This is a genomic window from Streptomyces sp. BI87, assembly GCF_025957665.1.
Classification (GTDB): Bacteria; Actinomycetota; Actinomycetes; order Streptomycetales; family Streptomycetaceae; genus Streptomyces; species Streptomyces albidoflavus.
This window is the reverse complement of sequence record NZ_CP110079.1, coordinates 3,545,227-3,565,245: the sequence shown is the minus strand read 5'-3', so window position 1 is coordinate 3,565,245 and position 20,019 is coordinate 3,545,227. Positions and strand designations below refer to the sequence as shown.

The following is a 20,019-nucleotide window of genomic DNA, read 5'->3' as shown; positions in this document are numbered from 1 at the left end:
AACGCAAGCGCCCCCCACGCACCCGCCAGAGCCAACCTACCCTTGCTGCCTTCCGGCCCTGGGGGAGTTCAGTCAGATAGCGCCACGTGAGGGGCTCCGCACAAGGTACCCGATCCCGCCTCCGGATACGAGTTCGCAAGCACTCCTCGCGGTCATGTAATGTTTGACGCGGAGGATTCGCCTAGAGGCCTAGGGCGCACGCTTGGAAAGCGTGTTGGGGGCAACCCCTCACGAGTTCGAATCTCGTATCCTCCGCCATTGCTCTCACCGGGCAATACGTCGAAGGGCCCCACCGCAAGGTGGGGCCCTTCGACGTTGTCTGCCTCTACTGCCTCAACGGCGCCCGGGTAGGGGCGTTCTCCGGACTGGAAAAGGGTCTGTCCGGCCGCGCACGCCCCCGGCCCCGCGCTCCTGCGGGCCGCCTCAGGACTCGTCGGCCCGTAGCCCCGCCAGCAGTTCCGCCTGGTCCGTCAGGACCCCGGAGAGGATGGTGCGGGCCACGCGGAGGAGTTCGGCCACGTCGGGGTTGGTCAGGGAGTAGTGGACGGCGGAGCCCTCGCGGCGGGGGACGACCAGGTTGGCGCGGCGCAGGACGGCCAGTTGCTGGGAGAGGTGGGCCGGCTCGACGCCGATGTCGGAGAGGAGCTCGGAGACGGCGTGTTCGCGGCGGCTGAGGAGTTCCAGGACGCGGATGCGGACCGGGTGGCCGAGGGTTTTGAAGAACTCCGCCTTCAGCTGGTACAGCGGTGTGCTCACCGGACGGCTGCCTTCGTGCGAGGGCCGTGCATCGCGTCCACCTCGGAACTTTTGGCCTGGGGCTCGGAAATCGCCAAGGTTAGCAACGGCGGGCCGGTGAGGGTCAGGCCGTACCGGCGGGCAGAGGGCCGGTGCGGCCGAGGTGGGCGTGGGCGGCTGCCAGGGCCTCGGGCCCAGTCGCGTACTCGCGGTCCCGCAGCGCGTCCAGTGCCCCGACCGAGGCGAGGGTCCGGCGGTGGGCGGGGCGGATGCCGCAGGCCAGCACGGCGATTCCGCGCCGGCCCAGGTCCTCGACGGCCTCCTTGAGGGCCAGGGCCCCGGTGGCGTCCATCGTCGTGACGCGCGCCAGGCGCAGGATCACCACGCGGACACCGGCGACCTCGGAGAGCTCCAGGAGGACGCGGTGGGCGCCGGCGAAGAACAGCGGGCCCTCGACGCGGTAGGTGGCGATGTGCTCGCTCGGCGGGACGTGTTCCGCGTCGCCGTGGACGGCCGGCGGCTCGGAGGGGGCGTCGGTCCGGTCGATCCGGGCCTGGACGGCGACCGCCCTCAGGGCCAGGGCGCCCGCGACGACCAGGCCGATGACCACCGCGAGGACGAGGTCGAGGACGAGGGTGGCGACGGCGGTCAGCACGAGGACGACGGCGTCCGAGCGGGTCGACCGGACCATCGCCCGCAGCGCGCCGGCCTCCACCATGCGGACCGCGGTGGCGATCAGCACCCCGGCGAGCGCGGCCAGCGGGATCTTGGAGACGAGGGGGGCGGCGGCGAAGACGATCACCGCGAGGACGGCCGCGTGGGTCAGGGCGGCCAGGCGGGAGCCGGCGCCGCTGCGGACGTTGACGGCGGTACGGGCGATGGCCGCGGTGGCGGGTACACCGCCGAACAGCGGGGCGGCCAGGTTGGCCACGCCCTGCCCGAAGAGTTCGCGGTCGGGGTCGTGCTTCTGGCCCGTCGTCATGCCGTCCGCGACCGTGGCCGACAGCAGTGACTCCAGCGCGGCCAGCGCGGCGACCGCCAGCGCCGGGGCGAGCAGCGAGCCCAGTGCGGACAGTTCGAGGAAGTCCAGCGAGGGCGCGGGGAGCCCGGACGGCAGAGCGCCGATCGGGGCCGCCCCGTCCAGGTGGAAGAACTGGGCGGCCGCCGTCGCCGCGACGACGGCCACGATCGAGAAAGGCACGGCGGGCCGCCAACGGGCGCCGAGCAGCATCACCGCCGCCACGCCGAGGGCGAGGCCGGTCGCGGTCCAGTTCGGAGCGCGTACGAACTCCTCGACGGCGCGCCAGGTCACCATCAGGACCGAGTCGCCCTCGGGAGCGGCGACCCCGAGGGCGTTCGGGACCTGTTGCAGCCCGATCACGCAGGCGATGCCGAGGGTGAAGCCCTCCACCACCGGCGCCGGGACGTACCGCATGTACCGGCCGGCCTTCAGCACGGCCAGCGCGAGCAGCAGGACGCCGGCCAGCAGGCCGACCGTCAGCACCCCGCCCGGGCCGTACTGGGCGACGATCGGCACCAGCACCACCGTCATCGCGCCGGTCGGGCCGGAGACCTGGAGGCTGGAGCCGCCGAACAGCGCCGCGAGCGCCCCCGCGACGACGGCGGTGGCCAGTCCCGCCTCGGCGCCCAGGCCGGAGGAGACCCCGAAGCCGAGCGCGAGCGGCAACGCCACGATCGCCACGGTGAGGCCGGCGAGCAGGTCACGGCGCGGGTCGCGCGTCATGGCGGCGAAGTCCGCGCGGGTGGGCAGCAGGGACCGCACGCGGGTCCACACCTGGGCAGGCAGCGGGCTCACGACGCCGGAACCTCGGCCTGGCGCGGCGGAATCGGCACTGTCACGCACCCCTTTCGACCTTCGTCACCCCGGCCGCCCGGGACCTCCCCACGACGGCGCACACAGCATGTAGTGAATTGCTTAATTTCGCAATTCGTTGATTCCCGGCTCGCGACAAACACACCATCAGCGCCGATTACGGCACATCTCGCATCCCCCGTGCCATGCTCGGAACTTTCAACCGGCGAGCGAGACGAGGAAGAACATGGCCAGCACGGAGCAGGTCGCGGAGCGGTTTCACGCGGCGTTGACGGCGGCGGACGCGGACGGGCTGCGGGGGGTGCTGGCGGACGAGGTGACGTTCGAGGGGCCGGTGGCCACCGCGTCCGGGGTCGCGGAGTGTGTCGCGGGGCTGGTGGAGATGGGGAAGATGATCTCCGGGGACCAGGTCGAGGTGCGGCTGGCCGACGACGGGAACGTGCTGACCTGGTCGACCGTGCGAGCCGGCGGCGGGCCGGGGCGGCCGACCGTGACCTGGCTGCGGGTGGACGGGGAGCGGATCACCGCGATCCGTACCGTCTTCGACGCGCGGGGGACCGGCGGCCGCTGAGCCCGCGGACGTTCAGTCGCCCAGGGCCGCCAGGAAGGCGCGGGCCGGGCAGAAGAACGTCACTCCCGTCACCGCTCGCGAGTAGTCGAGGATGCGGTCGTGGAGCGGGGGCGGATCGCCCAGGAACATGCGTTCCAGCATCTTCTCGGTGACCCAGAGGTGGCGGGAGTAGCCGATGAAGTAGGTGCCGTACTCGCCGGTGCCGGGGTGGGCGAAGGGCATGTTGTCGCGGAGGATGTCGTGTTCGCCGTCGGCGTCCTGGATGGTGCAGAGGGTCTTGTGGGACTTCTGGCCCTCGGTGGCGTCGGGCTTCTCGACGTTGTCGAACTTGGTGCGGCCGATGATCTCCTCCTGGGTGCCGGTGGTCTGGGCGCGCCAGGCGGAGAGGTCGTGCAGGTACTTCTGGACGACGACGTAGCTGCCGCCCGCGTACGCCGGGTCCTCGTCGCCGACGAGGGTGGCGGCGGGGAGGGCGGCGCCGTCCGGGTTGGCGGTGCCGTCGGCGAATTCGAGCAGGTCACGGCCGTCGAAGTAGCGGAAGCCGGTGACGTCGTCCACGGCGGTCACCGAGTCGCCGAAGGCTTCGAGGAGGATCTTCTCGAACTCGACGATCAGGTCGGGGGAGGCGGCGCGGAGGTGGTAGAGCAGGTCGCCCGGGGTGGCGACGGCGGTGTGCTTCTCCCCCTTGATCTCCCGGAACGGCCGCAGCTCCTTCGGCAGCGGCTTCCCGGTCAGCCGCGGCCAGCCGTGGTGGGAGATGCCGACGTTGCAGGTGAACATCGCCCCGTTGGCGCGGATGGTGATGTCCTTGATCAGGTCGTCGGTACCGGCGACCACGGACCGGACCGTCGCCGCCGCCTCCTCCCCGTCCTTCACGACCAGGACGAGGAAGCCGGCAGCCGCGCTCAGCGGGGCGTCGATGTACTGGGGTTCGGTGGACTGAGACACGGCGGCGATGACCCCTCCAGGTGTCCGGTGCCGACTGGCTGCCTGCGCCCAGCTTCGGACAGCGCCGCCCGGCCCGCCACCGGCGTGACCCGGTGGCGGGACCGCGCCGGGCTCACCCCTCGACGTACGCCGCCAGATGCTCCCCCGTGACCGTCCCGCGCTTCTCGGTCAGGTCGGCCGGGGTGCCTTCGAAGACCACGCGGCCGCCGTCGTGGCCGGCGCCGGGGCCCAGGTCGATGATCCAGTCGGCGTGGGCCATGACGGCCTGGTGGTGTTCGATGACGATGACGGACTTGCCGGAGTCGACGAGGCGGTCGAGGAGGGCGAGGAGCTGGTCGACGTCGGCGAGGTGGAGGCCGGTGGTGGGCTCGTCCAGGACGTAGGTGCCGCCCTTGTCGGCCATGTGGGTGGCGAGCTTGAGGCGCTGGCGTTCGCCGCCGGAGAGGGTGGTCAGGGGCTGGCCGAGGGTGAGGTAGCCGAGGCCGACGTCGGCGAGGCGGGTGAGGACGCGGTGGGCGGCGGGGGTGCGGGCCTCGCCCTCGCGGAAGAACTCCTCGGCCTCGGTGACGGGCATGGCGAGGACCTCGCTGATGTCCTTGCCGCCGAGGTGGTGTTCGAGGACGGACGCCTCGAACCGCTTGCCGTCGCACTCCTCGCAGGTGGCGGAGACCCCGGCCATCATGCCGAGGTCGGTGTAGACGACGCCGGCGCCCTTGCAGTTGGGGCAGGCGCCCTCGGAGTTGGCGCTGAAGAGGGCGGGCTTGACGCCGTTGGCCTTGGCGAACGCCTTGCGGATCGGGTCGAGGAGGCCGGTGTAGGTGGCCGGGTTGGAGCGGCGGGAGCCGCGGATGGGGCTCTGGTCGACGGAGACGACCTCGTCGCTCCCGGGGATCGAGCCGTGGATGAGGCTGCTCTTGCCGGAGCCGGCGACGCCGGTGACCACGGTCAGGACGCCGAGCGGGATGTCGACGTCGACGTCCTGGAGGTTGTGGCGGTCGGCGCCGCGGATCTCCAGGGTGCCGGTGGGCTCGCGTACGTCCTTCTTCAGGGTGGCGCGGTCGTCGAGGTGGCGGCCGGTGAGGGTGTCGGAGGCGCGCAGCCCCGCGACGGTGCCCTCGAAGGAGATGGTGCCGCCGCCGGTGCCGGCCCCCGGGCCGAGGTCGACCACGTGGTCGGCGATGGCGATGGTCTCCGGCTTGTGCTCGACGACGAGGACGGTGTTGCCCTTGTCGCGCAGCCGCAGCAGCAGGCCGTTCATGCGCTCGATGTCGTGCGGGTGGAGGCCGATGGTGGGCTCGTCGAAGACGTACGTGACGTCGGTGAGGGACGAGCCGAGGTGGCGGATCATCTTGACGCGCTGGGCCTCGCCGCCCGAGAGGGTGCCGGCGGGCCGGTCGAGCGAGAGGTAGCCGAGGCCGATCTCCACGAAGGAGTCGAGGGTGTGGCGCAGCGCGGCCAGTAGCGGCGCGACCGAGGGTTCGTCCAGGGTGGCGACCCAGTCGGCGAGGTCGGTGATCTGGAGGGCACAGGCGTCGGCGATGTTCAGCTCGCCGATCCGGGAGGAGCGGGCGGCCTCGCTGAGGCGGGTCCCCTGGCACTCGGGGCAGGCGGTGAAGGTGACGGCCCGGTCCACGAAGGCGCGGATGTGCGGCTGCATCCCCTCGCGGTCCTTGGAGAGGAAGGACTTCTGGATCTTGGGGATGAGCCCCTCGTAGGTGAGGTTGGTCCCCTCGACCTTCACCTTGGTCGGCTCGCGGTACAGGAAGTCCCGCATCTCCTGTTCGGTGAAGTCGCGGATGGGCTTGTCGGGGTCGAGGAAGCCGGAGTCGGCGTAGAGGCGGACCGTCCACCAGCTGTCGGACTTCCAGCCGGGGATGGTGAAGGCGCCCTCGCTGATCGACTTGGAGTCGTCGTAGAGCTGGGTGAGGTCGATGTCGGAGACGGTGCCGCGGCCCTCGCAGTGCGGGCACATGCCGCCGGTGCGGGTGAAGCTCTGCCGGACGGTCTTGGAGTTGCCGCGCTCCACGGTGATGGCGCCGTGGGCGCGGACCGAGGGGACGTTGAAGGAGTACGCGTTGGGCGAGCCGAGGTGCGGGTCGCCGAGGCGGCTGAAGAGGATGCGCAGCATCGCGTTGGCGTCGGTGGCGGTGCCGACGGTGGAGCGGGGGTCGGCGCCGAGCCGCTGCTGGTCGACGATGATCGCGGTGGTCAGCCCTTCCAGGACGTCGACCTCGGGACGGGCCAGCGTCGGCATGAGGCCTTGCAGGAAGGCGCTGTACGTCTCGTTGATCAGCCGCTGCGACTCGGCGGCGATGGTGTCGAAGACCAGGGAGCTCTTGCCCGAGCCGGAGACGCCCGTGAACACCGTGAGCCGGCGCTTGGGGATCTCGATGCTGACGTCCTTGAGGTTGTTCTCCCGCGCGCCGTGCACGCGGATCAGGTCGTGGTGGTCGGCGGCGTGCGGCGCGGCCGACGGCGCGTCCTGCCTCGTGGCCCTGGTCATCGTCTGGTCTCTCCCCTGGGTGGCGATGCGAAGCTGGCGGTACGGGCGGCCGGTCAGCGGCGTTCCTGGATGCGGACGAGGTTGCCCGCGGGGTCGCGTACGGCGCAGTCGCGGACGCCGTAGGGCTGGTCGGTGGGCTCCTGGACGATCTCGGCGTCGCCCGCGACCAGCTTCTCGAAGGTGGTGGTGAGGTCGGGGGTGGCGAGGAGGATGCCGCCGTAGGTGCCCTTGGCCATCATCGCGTCGATGGTGCGGCGCTCGTCCTCGGTGACGCCCGGGTCGGCGCCCGGCGGCAGCAGGACGATGGCGGAGCCGGCGCCTCCGGGCGGGCCGACGGTGATCCAGCGCATGCCGCCGTAGCCGACGTCGTCGCGGACCTCCAGGCCGAGGAGGTCGCGGTAGAAGGCGAGGGCGGCCTCCGGGTCGTTGTGCGGGAGGAAGCTCGCGTGGACGGTGAGGTGCATGGGGTTCTCGGCGCTCATGGACCTCACGCTAGGCGGGCCGCCCGGTGTGCGCTTCTCGATTCCTGACCGGTTCCGCGCCGCCGCCCGCCGCCTCCCCGTCCGGGGTGCTCGCCCGGGGCGGCCTGGCCTTCCTGACCGGCCGGGTCACCTGCTTCGCCACGCACGCGGGCATCCCCTCGATGTTCTGCCCGGCCAGGTCCTGCCGCTCCCGGAAGACGCTGGGCGGGACCCCGACCAGCTCGGTGAAACGGCTGCTGAACGTCCCGAGCGAGGAGCAGCCGACCGCGAAGCAGACCTCGGTGACGCTGAGGTCGCCCCGCCGGAGCAGGGCCATCGCCCGCTCGATCCGCCGGGTCATGAGGTACGAGTACGGCGGCTCGCCGTAGGCCAGCCGGAACTGCCGGCTGAGGTGGCCCGCCGACATGTTCACGCCCCGGGCCAGCGCCTCCACGTCCAGCGGCCGCGCGTACTCCCGGTCGATCCGGTCGCGGACGCGCCGCAGGAGCGCGAGGTCGCCCAGGTGGGGGGCCGGGGGCGGGGTGGGGCTCATCCTTCGGATGATGCCACGGCGGGGGTGGGGGCGCCCGGGGGAGCAGATGCCTCCGGTTGTGCGGGTAAGGGCGGTATCGGCCCAACAGCGGCGATATGCAGCCGAGTTGGTGGATTACGCCGACCCGAGGCCCGGCCTCGGACCAGGCTGGTCCGGTACTGCCACCCGACACCGGCACAGGGAGGACGGAAGGCGTGGGCAAGCAGACGAAGTGCGGCTCGACGCAGACGACGACGGGCAGACCGTGCGGGAAGCCGGCCATGGTCGGTTACTCCCGCTGCCAGCTGCACCGGGGTACGTGGACGCCCCGGCAGCAGCCCCGGCGCAAGAAGCGGGGATAGGCGCGTCCGGCGCGGGCGGGGCGGTCCGCCGCCTCACCCGCGCCCGTACGTCGCGCGCCACCGGCGCCTGTGGGCGGCGTCGCCCTGGCCCGCGCCGCCGAGAGGGAGGAGGGCGGTCAGCGGGGTGCCGGTGTTCCACAGGCCGAGCAGGTCGCGGTGGACCGCGGTGATGCGGTGTTCGGCGGCGAGGGCGAGGGCGGCCTTGCCGAACGGGCAGGTGGCCGCGAAGACGGCGACGTCCGCGCGGTGGTGGAGCCAGGCCGTGCCGAGGAACTTCTGCATGTCGCCGCTGGGCACGTACCGGTGCGGGGCGTAGTGCTTGCACTGGATCACCAGGCGGCGGCCGTCGGGCAGGGTCGCGGTGACGTCGGCGCCCAGGTCGCCGGAGCCGCCGGTGACGACCACGTCGCGGCAGCCGTCGCGGCGGCAGAGGGCGGCCACGTGGTGCTCGAACTCCTGCCAGGTCAGGGCGTCGATCTCGGCGAGGCTCGCGGCGCGGAGCGCCGCGGGTTCGTGGGGGCGGGGCTCGCCGCGCCGGGGGAGGCGGTCCGTGTGGTGGAGCCACCACAGGGCTGTGGCGGAGGCTCCGGTCGCGGCCGCCACCAGGACGTACGGCCAGATCGTCGACCAGGTCATGGCCAGCAGGCCCGCCGTGGCGGCGGCTGCGCCGAGCCTGGTCCTGGCTTGCCGGGTGCGGCGTGCTGGGCTCCGCCGGGATGTGCCCCGCCGGGCTGGCCTCCGCTGTGCCGGGCGCCGCCGTGCCGGGCGCCGGGTCCCGCGCTTCGTCGCCATGCGGCGTCCCCCGTCCCTGCCGTGCGTGTGCGTGGCCGTCGGCCAGTCTGCGCTGGGGGTGCCGGGGGCGAAAGGGCGCCCGGTTCGCCAGGTGGCGCGAAACTGGCCTGGGCTTCGTGCCGCCCGCGCCGTTCATGGACTGGCCTCAAGCGCCGGCAGGGCTGTTGGTTGCTGGGCTCCGTCTCGACCCAGCCGGTCACTGATTGGCCTCAATCGCCGGCCGGGCTGGGTTGCGCTGTGGCTGGGCTCCGCCTCCGCCTGCCCCACCGTGACCCTGCGGGTCACCGACTGGCCTCAATCGCCGGCCGGGCTGTGGGGTTCGCGGTTTCTCCGGTGCGTGGGTGGGGCGGGGCCGCGCCGGGGTACCTCCTCACAAACTGCATGGTGCGGGGTCAATTGGAGCAAGACGGCCTCGTGTGCAGTTTGCTGCGGGGGCACCCCGACACGACCCCACCCCACGGTCTCGTACGCGGCCGACCGCCGGAGGGCGGAAGAGGCCGTCACCCATACCGGGCCTCTCCACAGCGACCACCGTCGTCGGTCCAGTCGGCCACAAAGATCAATCGGGGACGGCCTTGTTTTTCCCCACCCACCGGCGGGACGACGCCGACGAGACGGAAGGGCGGGGACGGGTCGGGGTGCCCCCGCAGCAAACTGCACACACGGCCGCCTTGAAGCGACTGACCCCGCACCCTGCAGTTTGTGAGGAGGTACCCCGGCCCGGCCCCGCCCGACCAGACGGCGAACGAACCGCTAACCCCACAGCCCAGCCGGCGTTTGAGGCCAATCGGTGACCGGCACGGTCGAAAGGCACCCCAGGCGGACCAGGCGACCAGGCGGCTACGCCGCCACGAACCAGGCACCCCGGCGGCTACGCCGCCGTGTCCACCAGCCTCCAGCCCCCGGCAGCCTCCACCTGGAGAAGGCACACCCCCGGCACCCCCAGCTCCACCCGGGCCGCCCCCGTCCCCTCGGCCAGCACCGGACCCGGCCGGAAGTCGCGGTAGAGGCGGCGGACGCGGAAGGGGCCAGGGCCCTGGTGGTGGAGGACGACCAGGCGGGAGCGGGTCTCCTTGGTGAGGATGTCGGGGCCGGTGCCCTCGGCCGAGGGGCCCAGGTCGCGGGTGTGGGCGGTGGCGAGGAGGGTGGCGGTCCAGGGGCCGGAGGCGCGGATGTCCAGGGCGAGGCCGGCGGCCGTGGCGGTGCCGCGGGGGACGGGGAGGACGGCGCCGACCGGGCCTTGTTGGCGCAGCAGGCGGACGCGGCCGCGGCGGCCGGAGCCGGCGATCACCTCGGCGGTGCGCGGGGTGTCGCAGGTGAAGGCGAGCAGCAGCGGGGCCGCGTCGCCGGGGGTGCGCAGGGTGAGGCGGAGGGCGCCGTTGCCGTGGCAGCTGTCGTAGGCGGGCGGCGCGTGGGCGGGCCCCGTGGCGGCCTCGGCGTCGGCGAGGCGGGTGGCGTCGGCGCGGCAGACCTCGACGGTGCGGGCGGCGCCGTGCGGCGGGGCCCAGCGGACGGCGGCGGCGGCCGGGCCGTGCCGGGGGTCGAAGAAGCAGTCGGGAGCGTCGGGAGCGGGGGCGGGCGCGTCGAGGCCGAGCAGCCGGTCGAGGGTGGTGAGAGCGGCCCGGCCTTCGGCGAGGATGCCCGGCACCTGCTCGGTACCGGCCCGCCCGGCCTCGTCGTACGCCTCCAACGCCCGGCTCCAGGCAGCCAGTTCCTGGTACGGGGAGCCGGGGGCGGGGACGAAGGGGTGGGCCTGGAGGAGGAGGCCGAAGGTGGTGACGGCCGGGTCGTGGGCCGGGCGCGGGGCGGGCAGGGGCGTCGCTGTGGGGTGGGGCTCAGCGGTGCGTGGAGACGGGAGTGGGGGTGGGCCGGGGTGCTCCGGGGTGCCGCCGGTCCGGGCCCGCACCGGCCGGTACGCCGCGGCGACGCAGGTGGCGGCGTAGACGGCGAGGAGGCCGAGGGCGGCTTCCCAGCGGCCGGGGGCCAGCAGGACGGCGGCGAGGGCGAGGGCCAGGGGTGCGGCGCCCAGGAGCAGGGCGCGGCGCAGGGTGCCGGGGTGCGGGGCGCGCGAGGGGGCCGGGGGTGCGGCGGGCCGGGGCCCTGCCGGGGTTTTCGGCCGGCGGTTGCCGCGGGTCCGGGGAGGCGGGGGTGACGGGGGCGGTTCGGTGCCGCGGCCGACCGGGCCCCACCAGCGCTGGCCCTGTTCCATCGCACGCACCCCCCGAGCCGGACCGTCGAAGGCATTGTGGCAGGGGGCGCGGGGGATCGGGGTGGACGCGCTCAGCGGCGCGGGTGCCCCGGGCGTACGCCGGTCTCGGTGAGGATCGTGCCGGCGGCGGCGGTGTTGCCGGGGTCCAGCGCCCGGGCCATCGCGGCGACGGCGGCCTCGGGGGCGGCCTCGGGCGGGACGACGAGGAGGGAGAAGAGGGCCCGGTCGTCCCGGGTGACGAGGGCGGTGTCGTCCGCGACGGGGTAGCCGTCGATCCGGACCACACGGTCGTCGATCACGAGGCGGGTCGGCAGCACTCCCCATGTCTCCAGGTCCACGCCGACCCGGGTCACCGGGTCCCAGTGCCCGGCCAGCCCGCCGATGAGCCGGGGGATCTCGACGTTGACCCGGTGCGAGTAGGGCCACCAGGCGCCGTCGAAGAGCCCGTCGCGGTGTCCGGTGATCTCCAGCCGGAGGACCGGGCCGGGACCGAACCGGCCCGCCTCGGCGGCCGGGTGGGCCCCGGTGTCCCGCCGCCGTGCTCCTGTGTCGGGGTCCACGTCTGCCATGGCGTACGCACCTCCCACGAGACCGGGATCGCTGCCGCCCCGGGAGCGTGCCGCGCGGCGTCGCCAAGCCGCGCCGCTGCTTCCACGGTACTGCGCCGAAGCCCGCTACGGGGGCTCTGACCAGGGCGGATTCCAGAAATGCGGAGCTGCCGGGCACGGGCGGGGAGCGGCGGTCAGCCCAGCGTCATGTGGAGCAGCCCGGCGGTGCCGACGGTGAGGATGAGGACGCGCAGGGCGACCGGGCGCAGGCGCTGGGCGGCGCGGGCGCCGACGGGGGCGCCGGCCGTGGCGCCGGCGGCGATCAGCAGGGCGGCGGGCCAGTCGATGTCGGCGGCGATCAGGAAGAACCCGGCGGCGACCGCGTTGACCTGAGCGACCAGGACGTTCTTGAGGGCGTTGATCCGCTGGAGGGGCGCCTCCAGCAGGGCGCCGGAGAGGGCGACGTAGAGGATGCCCTGCCCGGCGGAGAAGTAGCCGCCGTAGACGCTGGCCAGGCCGAGGCCGATCCGGAGGGGGAGGCCGCCGCCGGGGCGGGTGAGGCGGCCGCGCAGGGCGCGGGTCAGCAGGGGCTGTACGGCGATCAGGAGGAGGGCGAGGCCGACGAGGACCGGCACGACGGTGGCGAAGACACCGGGCGGCAGCACCATGAGCAGCCCGGCGCCGACGAGACCGCCGGCCGCCGCGCTGGCGCAGAGGGGGATCAACAGGCGGCGTTGCCCCGCCAGTTCGCGCCGGTAGGCGTAGGCGCCGCTGACCGAGCCGGGGATGAGGCCGAGGGCGTTGGAGACGGTGGCGGTGACCGGGGGCAGCCCGGTGGCGAGCAGCACGGGGAAGGTGACGAGGGTGCCGGAGCCGACGGCCGTGTTGAGCGCGCCGCCCGCGAACCCGGCGAGGAGGACGGCGACGGCCTCCCAGAGCGTCACGAGGCCGCCCCGGTAGTCAGGGCGGGGCGGGGGCCGGTGGGTATGCGGGGCGCCGGGCGGGGGACGCGGTCGGCGGGGCGGTGCTGTCGGAGCATGCGGTGACGGTACGCCCGGGACGTTTCGGCAGGCGGCGAACAGTGTCCGGCAGCCCGCTCACCCCGCCCCCGAGACGAGGCGCACCTCGCCGGCGGACGCGGGCAGACCGGGCCGCACCAGCCACGCCCCGCACCGGTCGGCCGGGACGACCAGGTGCGGGGCGTCGAGCAGGGCGCCGCCGAGGCGGACGGCGAGCAGGACGGGCGCGTACCGGAACTCCTCGTCGACCTCGGCCCAGGCGGGCACGGCCCGGTGCCCGTCGGCCCCGGCGACCACCAGCAGCCGGCCGGCCCGGTCCTTGCGGGTGGCGCGGGCGGCGCGGGCAGGGTGCCGAGGAGCACGTCCCGCAGGAGCGGGCCCGTGAAGGTGTGGTGGCGCGGGCCGCTGGTGACGCAGTCGAAGACCACCTCGGCGCGCTGCTCCGGCCAGCCGCCCGCCAGCTCCGCCACCACGGTCAGCCGGGCCGACTCCCCCGCCTCCCCGCACACCTCGACGCGCCGCCCGCCCCCCCGGCCTGCCCGAAGCTCCGCTCAAGGCGCGCCTCCCGCCCTCCGCCTCACCGGTCCCGGAGCAGAGGGATGCCCCGCCCTCTCCCGCCAACCGCAGATGCCGGCCAATCGGCCCACGCTCTCCGCGGCTTCGGGCGGGAGGGGCGAGAAACGGCCGCAGGCGCGGGAAGACAACACCCTGCCCCCTCCCTTGTCGCCCCGGCTACCGTCCGGTACGTTCCCCCGGCCGAACGGACGAGCGGGAAGAGGCGGGCGATGGAGCAGGCGGGGCGGGGCGGGCGCACGGCGCTGGTGACGGGGGCCTCCTCGGGGATCGGGGCGGCGGTCGCGGCACTGCTGGTGGCGCGCGGCTACCGGGTGCTGGGCACCAGCCGGGACCCCGAGCGGGTCGCCGCACCGGTCCCCGGCGTCACCTACCTGGCGCTCGACCTCGCCGACGACGCCTCGGTGCGGGCCTGCGCCGAGGCCGCCGGGCCGGTGGACGTGCTGGTCAACAACGCGGCCGAGAGCCAGAGCGGCCCGCTGGAGGAGCTGCCGCCCGAGGCGCTGGAACGCCTCTTCCGGGTCAACGTCCTCGGCGCCGTCCGCCTCACCCAGCTCCTGCTGCCCGCCATGCGCGAACGCCGCGCGGGCCGGATCGTCATGGTCGGCTCGATGCTGGCCAGCTTCCCCCTCGCCTACCGCTCCTCCTACGTCGCCTCCAAGGCGGCCCTGAAGGGCTTCGCCGACGCGGCCCGGCGCGAACTCGCCCCGTACGGCGTCAGGATGAGCACGGTGGAGCCGGGCTCGATCGCCACCGGGATCAGCGAGCGGCGCACCGAGTACGTGGCGGAGGACTCCCCGTACCGCGCCGAGTACGCGACGATGCTCCGGCACCTCAACGCCAACGAGGCCGGCGGGATCTCGGCGGAGAAGGTCGCGGCGACCGTGCTGCGGGCGGTCGAGGACGAGCGGCCGCGCCCGCTCTACGCGGTGGGCAGCAACGCCCCGTTCGTCTTCGCCCTGCGCCGGCTGCTGCCGCGCGCGGCGGTGCTGCGGATGGTGGCGCGGCGGCACGGGCTCGGCTGAACCCCTTCCCACCTGCGGCTCCGTCCGCGTGCGGGCCCGCCCGGGCCGGGTGACCATGGCCGCATGGAGAAGACACTGCGGCTCGCGCAGGAGCCCCAGGCCGACGCGCTGCTCAGCCGCAGCCCGCTGGCCGACCTGGTCGGCATGCTGCTGGACCAGCAGGTGCCGATGGAGTGGGCGTTCAGCGGGCCGTACACGATCGCCCGGCGGATGGGCGCGGACGACCTCGACGCGCACGAGATCGCCGCGTACGACCCGGACGAGTTCGCCGCGCTGCTCTCCGCCAAACCGGCCGTGCACCGCTATCCCGGGTCGATGGCCCGGCGCGTCCAGCAGCTCTGCCAGTACCTGGTCCACCACTACGACGGTGACGCCGAGGCGCTCTGGCGGGACGTGGCCGACGGCGAGGAGCTGCTCGGCCGGCTCAAGGCGCTGCCCGGCTACGGCCCGCAGAAGGCACAGATCTTCCTCGCCCTGCTCGGCAAGCAGCTCGGCGTCCGCCCGCCCGGCTGGCGCGAGGCGGCCGGGGTCTACGGCGAGGAGCACGCCTACCGCTCGGTCGCCGACATCACCGGGCCCGAGTCGCTGGCCCGGGTGCGCGCCCACAAGCAGGAGATGAAGCGGGCGGCGAAGGCCGCCCGGGACGACGGGTCCTGAAGCCCGGCCGCGCTGTCCGGCGGCCGGTGGACCGACCCGGCGAAATGCGCCCATCGCGACGAGGTCCTCTTTCGCCGGGTGGCGTGAATCGCTAGGTTCCCCAGCAGCCGCGTTGAACACCTGCACGTCTCTCGTTCAGCTCTGCCAACTCCCGCCTCCGGCGGGGATGTTCACACCGGAATTCGGGGAGGGAACCCTGTGAAGGCACTGTCCCGCAGAACCATGGCCGTGGTGGCCGCCACCGCGCTCGCCACACCGCTGCTGCTCGGCGCGGCACCCGGCCACGGCCACAAGCCGTCGACGCCGGGCAAGGACGCGGCCGCGCTCGCCCGCGAGCTGGTCAAGGAGTCCTCGGCCCACGACGCCCACCGGCACCTGCGGAAGTTCCAGTCGATCGCCGACCGCAACGACGGCCATCGCGCGGCGGGTTCGCCCGGCCACGAGGCGTCGGCGGCGTACATCGAGAAGCTGATGAAGAAGGCCGGCTACAAGGTCACCCGGCAGACCTTCTCCTTCACCTACACCGAGACGCTGGCGCAGAAGCTGTCGGTGGTCGAGCCCGGTCAGCGGGACGTCGACGTGCACGCCATGACGTACACCACCTCCACCCCCGAGGGCGGCATCAACGCGGCCCTGGTCGACACCCCGGCCGACGCCGACGGCACCCCGGGCTGCACCGCCGCGGACTACTCCGCCGAGGTCAAGGGCGCCGTGGCGCTGATCGAGCGCGGGGGCTGCTCCTTCGCCGAGAAGCAGGCGGCCGCCGCCGAGGCGGGCGCGGTCGGCGCGATCATCTACAACAACACCGAGGGCGCCCTCTCCGGCACCCTCGGCGAGGCCGGGGCGGGCCGCGTCCCGACCGGCGGCGTGACCCAGGCCGAGGGCAAGGCGCTGGCCGCCGACGCCGCCAAGGGCGCCAACGTCTCCCTGGAGATCCGCCAGCTCCAGGAGGAGCGCGAGACCGACAACCTCCTCGCCGAGACCCGCGGCGGCTCCGCCGACCGCACGGTCATGCTCGGCGCCCACCTCGACTCGGTCACCGAGGGCGCGGGCATCAACGACAACGGCTCCGGCTCGGCCGGCCTGGTCGAGGTCGCCCTCAACCTCGCCGACGCGACGAACCAGAACCGCCCGGGCAAGCACGGCAAGGCCAAGGAGCCGCGCAACAAGGTGCGGTTCGCCTGGTGGTCGGCGGAGGAGAACGGCCTGCTGGGCTCCGAGCACTACGTCGGCACGCTCTCCGAGAAGCAGCGCGGCCAGATCCCGGCCTACCTCAACTTCGACATGATCGCCTCGCCCAACGCCGCCCAGTTCGTCTTCGACGGCGACGACTCCGACGGGGTCGGCGAGGGCCCCGGCCCCGAGGGCTCCGCCCAGATCGAGCGGGACATCACCGCCTTCCTGGACCGCCAGGGCAAGCCGCACGAGGGCACCGACTTCGACGGCCGCTCCGACTACGGCCCCTTCGTCGAGGCGGGCATCCCGGCCGGCGGCACCTTCACCGGCGCCGAGGGGCTCAAGACGAAGGAGCAGGCCAACCGGTACGGCGGCACCGCGGGCGAGGCGTACGACCCGTGCTACCACACGGCCTGCGACGACCTGAAGAACATCTCGATGAAGGCCTTCGACACCAACATCGACGTGATCGCCCACGCGGTCGGCACCTACGCGCACGACCTCTCCTCGCTCGGCAAGCCGGTGAAGCAGAAGGCGGCCCCCGAGGCCCAGCGTCACCAGGGTGAGGACCACTCCCACGGCCACCACCACGGCCTGACCGAGTAGGACGCACCGACGCCGGCCGGCCCGGACGGGTCCGGCCGGCGCTCCGGCGATGCCAAACCGAACAATTGCTCCCATCGCGGCCGGGGCACGGCGCACAAGGCTGCGGCCCCCCACCCCGGCCCGGTAGGCTTTCCGTGTGATCTTCAAGCGCATCGGAAACGGCCGGCCTTACCCCGACCACGGCCGGGAATCCACCCGCCAGTGGGCGGACGTGGCCCCGCGCCCGGTCCGCCTCGATCAGCTCGTGACGACCAAGGGCCAGCTCGACCTGGAAACCCTCCTCGCCGAGGACTCCACCTTCTACGGCGACCTCTTCGCCCACGTGGTGAAGTGGCGGGGCGACCTCTACCTGGAGGACGGACTGCACCGCGCCGTCCGCGCCGCGCTCCAGCAGCGCCAGGTCCTCCACGCCCGCGTCCTCGAACTGGACTGAGCGGCCCGAGCGGACCGGCCACCTGCCCGGCCGGCCACGGACGTGACCGTTCCGCATCCACACGGGACCGAATGGGCCCTTTTCCCACCGGTCAGGACCAAGCGGTAGATCCTTTAGTAGGCATTGCCCCGGGGCCGCACTACGCTGCGCCTCATGAGCATGCTCACTCCCCCCGGCATGGGCGGCAAGTACCGCATCACGGGGGACAAGTACCCCCGCATGCGCCCTACGGGCGGCCGCCGCAAGCTGGTCCTGGCCGCCACCGGCGGCGTGCTGGCCCTCGGACTCGTCGGCTGGGGAACCTTCCAGCTCGTCGACGTCTTCACCGGCGGTTCCACCGCCACGGCGGCAGGCGGCAAGAACTGCCCCGCGCCCGCCACCAGCGTCTCCCCGGCCAAGGTCACCCCCCTCCCCGCCCCGGGCCGGATCAAGGTCAACGTCCTCAACGCCACCGAGCGCAGCGGCCTCGCCAAGGCGACCGCCGACGCCCTGAAGAAGCGCGGCTTCGCCATCGGCGAGGTCGGCAACGCCACCGAGGAGTACGACAAGAAGGTCAAGGGGACCGTCCTGCTGCTCGGCGCGGCCGACGCGGTCGACGGCGCCTTCCCGGTCCTCGCCACCCAGGTCGGCGGGGCGAAGCAGAAGGTCGAGGCCCCGCTGAAGGGCGAGCCCGCCAAGGCGGACGCCGCCGAGGGCGAGGGCGAGGGCGAGTCGGACGAGGCGGCCAAGGGCCCCCGCAAGCCGAACGAGGTCGACCTGATCATCGGCGACGGCTTCAAGAAGCTGGCCCCCGAGGCCGCCGCCACCGGCGCCCTCAAGGCCCTCAACGCCCCGAAGCCCTCCCCGTCGCCCTCGTCCGGCGGGCGCTGCTGACCGGGCCCTTCCGCGCACGGCCGCGCCCCCGGGTCCCTGAGGACTCCGGGGGCGCGGCCGTGTGCCGGTATGCGGAACGCGTCAGTCTGCCTGGCCGTACATGCGGTCGCCGGCGTCGCCGAGGCCGGGGACGATGTAGCCGTTCTCGTTGAGCCGCTCGTCGACGGAGGCGGTGACGACGGTGACCGGGGTCCCCGCCAGCTCCCGCTCCATGATCTCGACGCCCTCGGGGGCGGCCAGCAGCACCACGGCGGTGATGTCGTCGGCGCCGCGCCGGATCATCTCCTTGATGGCGGCGACCAGGGTGCCGCCGGTGGCCAGCATCGGGTCGAGGATGTAGACCTGCCGGCCGGTGAGGTCCTCCGGCATCCGCGCCGCGTAGGTGGAGGCCTGGAGCGTCGACTCGTCGCGGATCATGCCGAGGAAGCCGACCTCGGCGGTGGGCAGCAGCCGCACCATGCCGTCGAGCATGCCGAGCCCGGCCCGCAGGATCGGCACCACCAGCGGACGCGGGTACGAGAGCTTGACGCCGGTCGTCCGCGCGACCGGAGTGTCGATGTCCACCTGCTCGGTGCGCACGTCCCGCGTCGCCTCGTACGCGAGCAGGGTGACCAGCTCATCCGCCAGACGACGGAAAGTGGGGGAATCGGTGCGCTTGTCGCGCAGCGTGGTGAGCTTGTGCGCCACCAGAGGGTGGTCGACGACGTGTATCCGCATGCCATCCACAGTAACGGGCAGGTCGGAGCGGGCATCCCGGGTGCCCGGGATGGCATCAACGCGGCGCGTGGGGGGAAAGTGGAGGAAAGCTCCCCCGGCTCGCGCGAGGGGGCGTGAACAGCAGCCCAGGGACGGGGGCCTGATGCCGGAACCGGCCGGACGCCGCACGGAGCGCGACGACGCCCGCGACCGCGGCGGTGTGCCCGACGCCACGCCCTGCCCCGACCCCGGCCACGACCGTGAGCGCGAGGAGGAGCTGTCCCGGCGCCGCGCCCGGGCCCGGCTCCGCGAGCGGGCTCTCGAACGCGCCCGGGAGCGCGCCCCCGCCCGGGAGCCCGGTGGCGGCCCCACCGGCCGCCACCGGCGCGCGACGGGCGCCCCTCAGGCGGAGGGCGACCCCGAGATACCCACGCCGCCCGCGAAGGACACCGGGGGCCCGGCCGAGCCGGAGTCCGACGCCGAGCGCCGCCGCAGGCGGGCCGCCTTCCTGCGCGAGCTGACCGAGGCCAAGGAGCTGCGGGCCCGGGTCCAGCCGCGCCGCGCCCGTGCCGCCCGGATGCGCCAGCAGATGCGGATGCGCACGTTCCGCTGGTGAGGACCACCGGGCCCGGCCCGCCCGTGCCCCGCCCGCCCCAGTCGCCCCACCGGCCCGGCACCCGCCGCGCCGCGCTCCCGTACCCGGCCCGGTGCGCCCCCCGGACGCCCCCGATCCACCCCGCCGGACGCGCGACGCGCACACGGCACGCGGAAGACCTCACCTGACGGGTTCCTTTCTGCCACGATTCCGGTGGGCGGGGCATCCCGCCTGCCTCCGCCGGAGGAACCGCCGACCGGCACACCTAGGACAGTGGGAGAGTCACGGTGTACTTCGCCGCACTGCTCGCGCGCACCGAAGTCGGGTGGGAAGCGAGCGACACAGACCTCGACGACGTGGAGACCCTGTCGGACCTCACCGATCTGGCCCGTGAGGCCACGACGGACGACGACACGGTCCTGGCCTACATCGAGCAGGAGGACACGTGGTTCGGCATCGTCCGGGTGGACGGTGAGGACGACCCGCGGATCTACGTATCCGACGCCGCGGCGGCCGCCCGCAGCTCGTACGGGGAGATGCTGCTCACCGACGAACTGCTCGGCCGCACCCCCGAGGACGGCGACGTCCTCGCCGACCTCGACCTCGACGGTACGGAGGAGGGCGAGCCGTACCGCGAGGACCAGGACGACGACACCTACGACTCCGGTGACCCGGCCGACCAGGCCGGGGCCGGGCCCCTCGGGGACGGCGGGCTCCTCGCCGACCTCGGCATCGGCGAAGGGGAACTGCGCGCCCTGCGCCCCGGCGACGCGCTCGGCGAGATCGCCGAGGTGCTTGGCGCCTCCGAGGTGCTGGAGGCGGTGCGCTGACCGCGCGGGCGGAGCGACGGCCGGGCCGGTAGGTTCCGAGT

General features: G+C 73.9%; 20 protein-coding genes, 1 tRNA gene and 1 other RNA gene. 9 read left to right on the top strand and 13 right to left on the bottom strand.

The window, feature by feature from the left end; genetic code table 11:
* Positions 1 to 99, bottom strand: an RNA gene (gene ffs / locus OIM89_RS15715) — signal recognition particle sRNA small type.
* 71 nt (positions 100 to 170) lie between these two features.
* On the opposite strand from ffs, the gene OIM89_RS15710 reads away from it, so the two are divergent.
* Positions 171 to 258 (top strand) — tRNA-Ser (locus tag OIM89_RS15710).
* 165 nt (positions 259 to 423) lie between these two features.
* Here the strand turns inward: OIM89_RS15710 and OIM89_RS15705 are convergent.
* A complete protein-coding gene (locus OIM89_RS15705) occupies positions 424 to 756 on the bottom strand; it encodes an ArsR/SmtB family transcription factor (RefSeq protein WP_003949519.1) in 333 nt (110 codons plus the stop codon).
* 103 nt (positions 757 to 859) lie between these two features.
* On the bottom strand, positions 860 to 2,518 hold the full coding sequence (locus OIM89_RS15700; RefSeq protein WP_052230996.1) for a SulP family inorganic anion transporter: 1,659 nt from the start codon (positions 2,516 to 2,518) through the stop codon (positions 860 to 862).
* A 277-nt stretch (positions 2,519 to 2,795) separates the two neighbouring features.
* Here OIM89_RS15700 and OIM89_RS15695 point away from each other — a divergent pair, with 277 nt between their 5' ends.
* Positions 2,796 to 3,140, top strand: coding sequence for a nuclear transport factor 2 family protein (locus OIM89_RS15695; RefSeq protein WP_047466470.1), 345 nt, complete (start codon positions 2,796 to 2,798; stop codon positions 3,138 to 3,140).
* 12 nt (positions 3,141 to 3,152) lie between these two features.
* Here the strand turns inward: OIM89_RS15695 and OIM89_RS15690 are convergent, their stop codons facing one another.
* From OIM89_RS15690 to OIM89_RS30005, 9 genes are all read right to left on the bottom strand, one after another.
* Positions 3,153 to 4,061 carry a Dyp-type peroxidase gene (locus OIM89_RS15690; RefSeq protein ID WP_078858062.1) on the bottom strand — a complete coding sequence of 303 codons (909 nt, stop codon included), beginning with the start codon at positions 4,059 to 4,061 and terminating at the stop codon, positions 3,153 to 3,155.
* Positions 4,062 to 4,200: 139 nt separating this feature from the next.
* Positions 4,201 to 6,591, bottom strand: coding sequence for an excinuclease ABC subunit UvrA (locus OIM89_RS15685; protein ID WP_264491368.1), 2,391 nt, complete (start codon positions 6,589 to 6,591; stop codon positions 4,201 to 4,203).
* Positions 6,592 to 6,644: 53 nt separating this feature from the next.
* Complete coding sequence (locus tag OIM89_RS15680) at positions 6,645 to 7,073, bottom strand: VOC family protein (protein ID WP_372588010.1); 429 nt, start codon at positions 7,071 to 7,073, stop codon at positions 6,645 to 6,647.
* A gap of 10 nt (positions 7,074 to 7,083) precedes the next feature.
* The gene (locus tag OIM89_RS15675; protein ID WP_047466468.1) at positions 7,084 to 7,605 is read right to left on the bottom strand and encodes a helix-turn-helix transcriptional regulator; all 522 of its coding nucleotides are present in this window, start codon (positions 7,603 to 7,605) and stop codon (positions 7,084 to 7,086) included.
* A gap of 374 nt (positions 7,606 to 7,979) precedes the next feature.
* Entirely contained in the window at positions 7,980 to 8,549 is a 570-nt protein-coding gene (locus OIM89_RS15670; RefSeq protein WP_030699372.1) for a restriction endonuclease, read from the bottom strand.
* A 1,060-nt stretch (positions 8,550 to 9,609) separates the two neighbouring features.
* Positions 9,610 to 10,947 carry a hypothetical protein gene (locus OIM89_RS15665; RefSeq protein WP_264491367.1) on the bottom strand — a complete coding sequence of 446 codons (1,338 nt, stop codon included), beginning with the start codon at positions 10,945 to 10,947 and terminating at the stop codon, positions 9,610 to 9,612.
* Positions 10,948 to 11,018: 71 nt separating this feature from the next.
* A complete protein-coding gene (locus tag OIM89_RS15660) occupies positions 11,019 to 11,516 on the bottom strand; it encodes a DUF5994 family protein (protein ID WP_030699733.1) in 498 nt (165 codons plus the stop codon).
* Between the two features lie 173 nt (positions 11,517 to 11,689).
* Complete coding sequence (locus tag OIM89_RS15655) at positions 11,690 to 12,439, bottom strand: sulfite exporter TauE/SafE family protein (protein WP_030699734.1); 750 nt, start codon at positions 12,437 to 12,439, stop codon at positions 11,690 to 11,692.
* A 153-nt stretch (positions 12,440 to 12,592) separates the two neighbouring features.
* Positions 12,593 to 12,781 carry a hypothetical protein gene (locus OIM89_RS30005; protein ID WP_413470889.1) on the bottom strand — a complete coding sequence of 63 codons (189 nt, stop codon included), beginning with the start codon at positions 12,779 to 12,781 and terminating at the stop codon, positions 12,593 to 12,595.
* Positions 12,782 to 13,299: 518 nt separating this feature from the next.
* Here OIM89_RS30005 and OIM89_RS15645 point away from each other — a divergent pair.
* From OIM89_RS15645 to OIM89_RS15625, 5 genes are all read left to right on the top strand, one after another.
* The gene (locus tag OIM89_RS15645; RefSeq protein ID WP_175458230.1) at positions 13,300 to 14,112 is read left to right on the top strand and encodes an SDR family oxidoreductase; all 813 of its coding nucleotides are present in this window, start codon (positions 13,300 to 13,302) and stop codon (positions 14,110 to 14,112) included.
* Positions 14,113 to 14,175: 63 nt separating this feature from the next.
* Complete coding sequence (locus OIM89_RS15640; RefSeq protein ID WP_264491366.1) at positions 14,176 to 14,769, top strand: HhH-GPD-type base excision DNA repair protein; 594 nt, start codon at positions 14,176 to 14,178, stop codon at positions 14,767 to 14,769.
* 222 nt (positions 14,770 to 14,991) lie between these two features.
* Complete coding sequence (locus OIM89_RS15635; protein WP_264491791.1) at positions 14,992 to 16,551, top strand: M28 family metallopeptidase; 1,560 nt, start codon at positions 14,992 to 14,994, stop codon at positions 16,549 to 16,551.
* A 136-nt stretch (positions 16,552 to 16,687) separates the two neighbouring features.
* A complete protein-coding gene (locus tag OIM89_RS15630) occupies positions 16,688 to 16,984 on the top strand; it encodes a type II toxin-antitoxin system VapB family antitoxin (RefSeq protein ID WP_003949502.1) in 297 nt (98 codons plus the stop codon).
* A 153-nt stretch (positions 16,985 to 17,137) separates the two neighbouring features.
* Complete coding sequence (locus OIM89_RS15625; protein ID WP_229360062.1) at positions 17,138 to 17,857, top strand: LytR C-terminal domain-containing protein; 720 nt, start codon at positions 17,138 to 17,140, stop codon at positions 17,855 to 17,857.
* An 81-nt stretch (positions 17,858 to 17,938) separates the two neighbouring features.
* On the opposite strand, the gene upp is transcribed toward OIM89_RS15625, so the two are convergent.
* Positions 17,939 to 18,574 carry a uracil phosphoribosyltransferase gene (gene upp, locus OIM89_RS15620; protein ID WP_030699739.1) on the bottom strand — a complete coding sequence of 212 codons (636 nt, stop codon included), beginning with the start codon at positions 18,572 to 18,574 and terminating at the stop codon, positions 17,939 to 17,941.
* A 403-nt stretch (positions 18,575 to 18,977) separates the two neighbouring features.
* Between upp and OIM89_RS15615 the strand changes: the two genes are divergently transcribed.
* The gene (locus OIM89_RS15615; protein ID WP_037665660.1) at positions 18,978 to 19,169 is read left to right on the top strand and encodes a hypothetical protein; all 192 of its coding nucleotides are present in this window, start codon (positions 18,978 to 18,980) and stop codon (positions 19,167 to 19,169) included.
* A gap of 266 nt (positions 19,170 to 19,435) precedes the next feature.
* Positions 19,436 to 19,978: a hypothetical protein gene (locus OIM89_RS15610; RefSeq protein WP_264491365.1), complete on the top strand. Its 543-nt coding sequence runs from the start codon at positions 19,436 to 19,438 to the stop codon at positions 19,976 to 19,978.
* The last annotated feature ends 41 nt before the right edge of the window (positions 19,979 to 20,019 follow it).

What these genes read in the sequence shown, in the direction of transcription:
- OIM89_RS15695 (WP_047466470.1), top strand. Translation starts at nt 2,796, where the DNA reads ATGGCCAGCACGGAGCAGGTCGCGGAGCGGTTTCACGCGGCGTTGACG.
- OIM89_RS15665 (WP_264491367.1), bottom strand. Translation starts at nt 10,947, where the DNA reads ATGGAACAGGGCCAGCGCTGGTGGGGCCCGGTCGGCCGCGGCACCGAA.
- OIM89_RS15645 (WP_175458230.1), top strand. Translation starts at nt 13,300, where the DNA reads ATGGAGCAGGCGGGGCGGGGCGGGCGCACGGCGCTGGTGACGGGGGCC.
- upp (WP_030699739.1), bottom strand. Translation starts at nt 18,574, where the DNA reads ATGCGGATACACGTCGTCGACCACCCTCTGGTGGCGCACAAGCTCACC.
- OIM89_RS15675 (WP_047466468.1), bottom strand. Translation starts at nt 7,605, where the DNA reads ATGAGCCCCACCCCGCCCCCGGCCCCCCACCTGGGCGACCTCGCGCTC.
- OIM89_RS15685 (WP_264491368.1), bottom strand. Translation starts at nt 6,591, where the DNA reads ATGACCAGGGCCACGAGGCAGGACGCGCCGTCGGCCGCGCCGCACGCC.
- OIM89_RS15625 (WP_229360062.1), top strand. Translation starts at nt 17,138, where the DNA reads ATGAGCATGCTCACTCCCCCCGGCATGGGCGGCAAGTACCGCATCACG.
- OIM89_RS15640 (WP_264491366.1), top strand. Translation starts at nt 14,176, where the DNA reads ATGGAGAAGACACTGCGGCTCGCGCAGGAGCCCCAGGCCGACGCGCTG.
- OIM89_RS15680 (WP_372588010.1), bottom strand. Translation starts at nt 7,073, where the DNA reads ATGAGCGCCGAGAACCCCATGCACCTCACCGTCCACGCGAGCTTCCTC.
- OIM89_RS15635 (WP_264491791.1), top strand. Translation starts at nt 14,992, where the DNA reads ATGGCCGTGGTGGCCGCCACCGCGCTCGCCACACCGCTGCTGCTCGGC.
- OIM89_RS15660 (WP_030699733.1), bottom strand. Translation starts at nt 11,516, where the DNA reads ATGGCAGACGTGGACCCCGACACAGGAGCACGGCGGCGGGACACCGGG.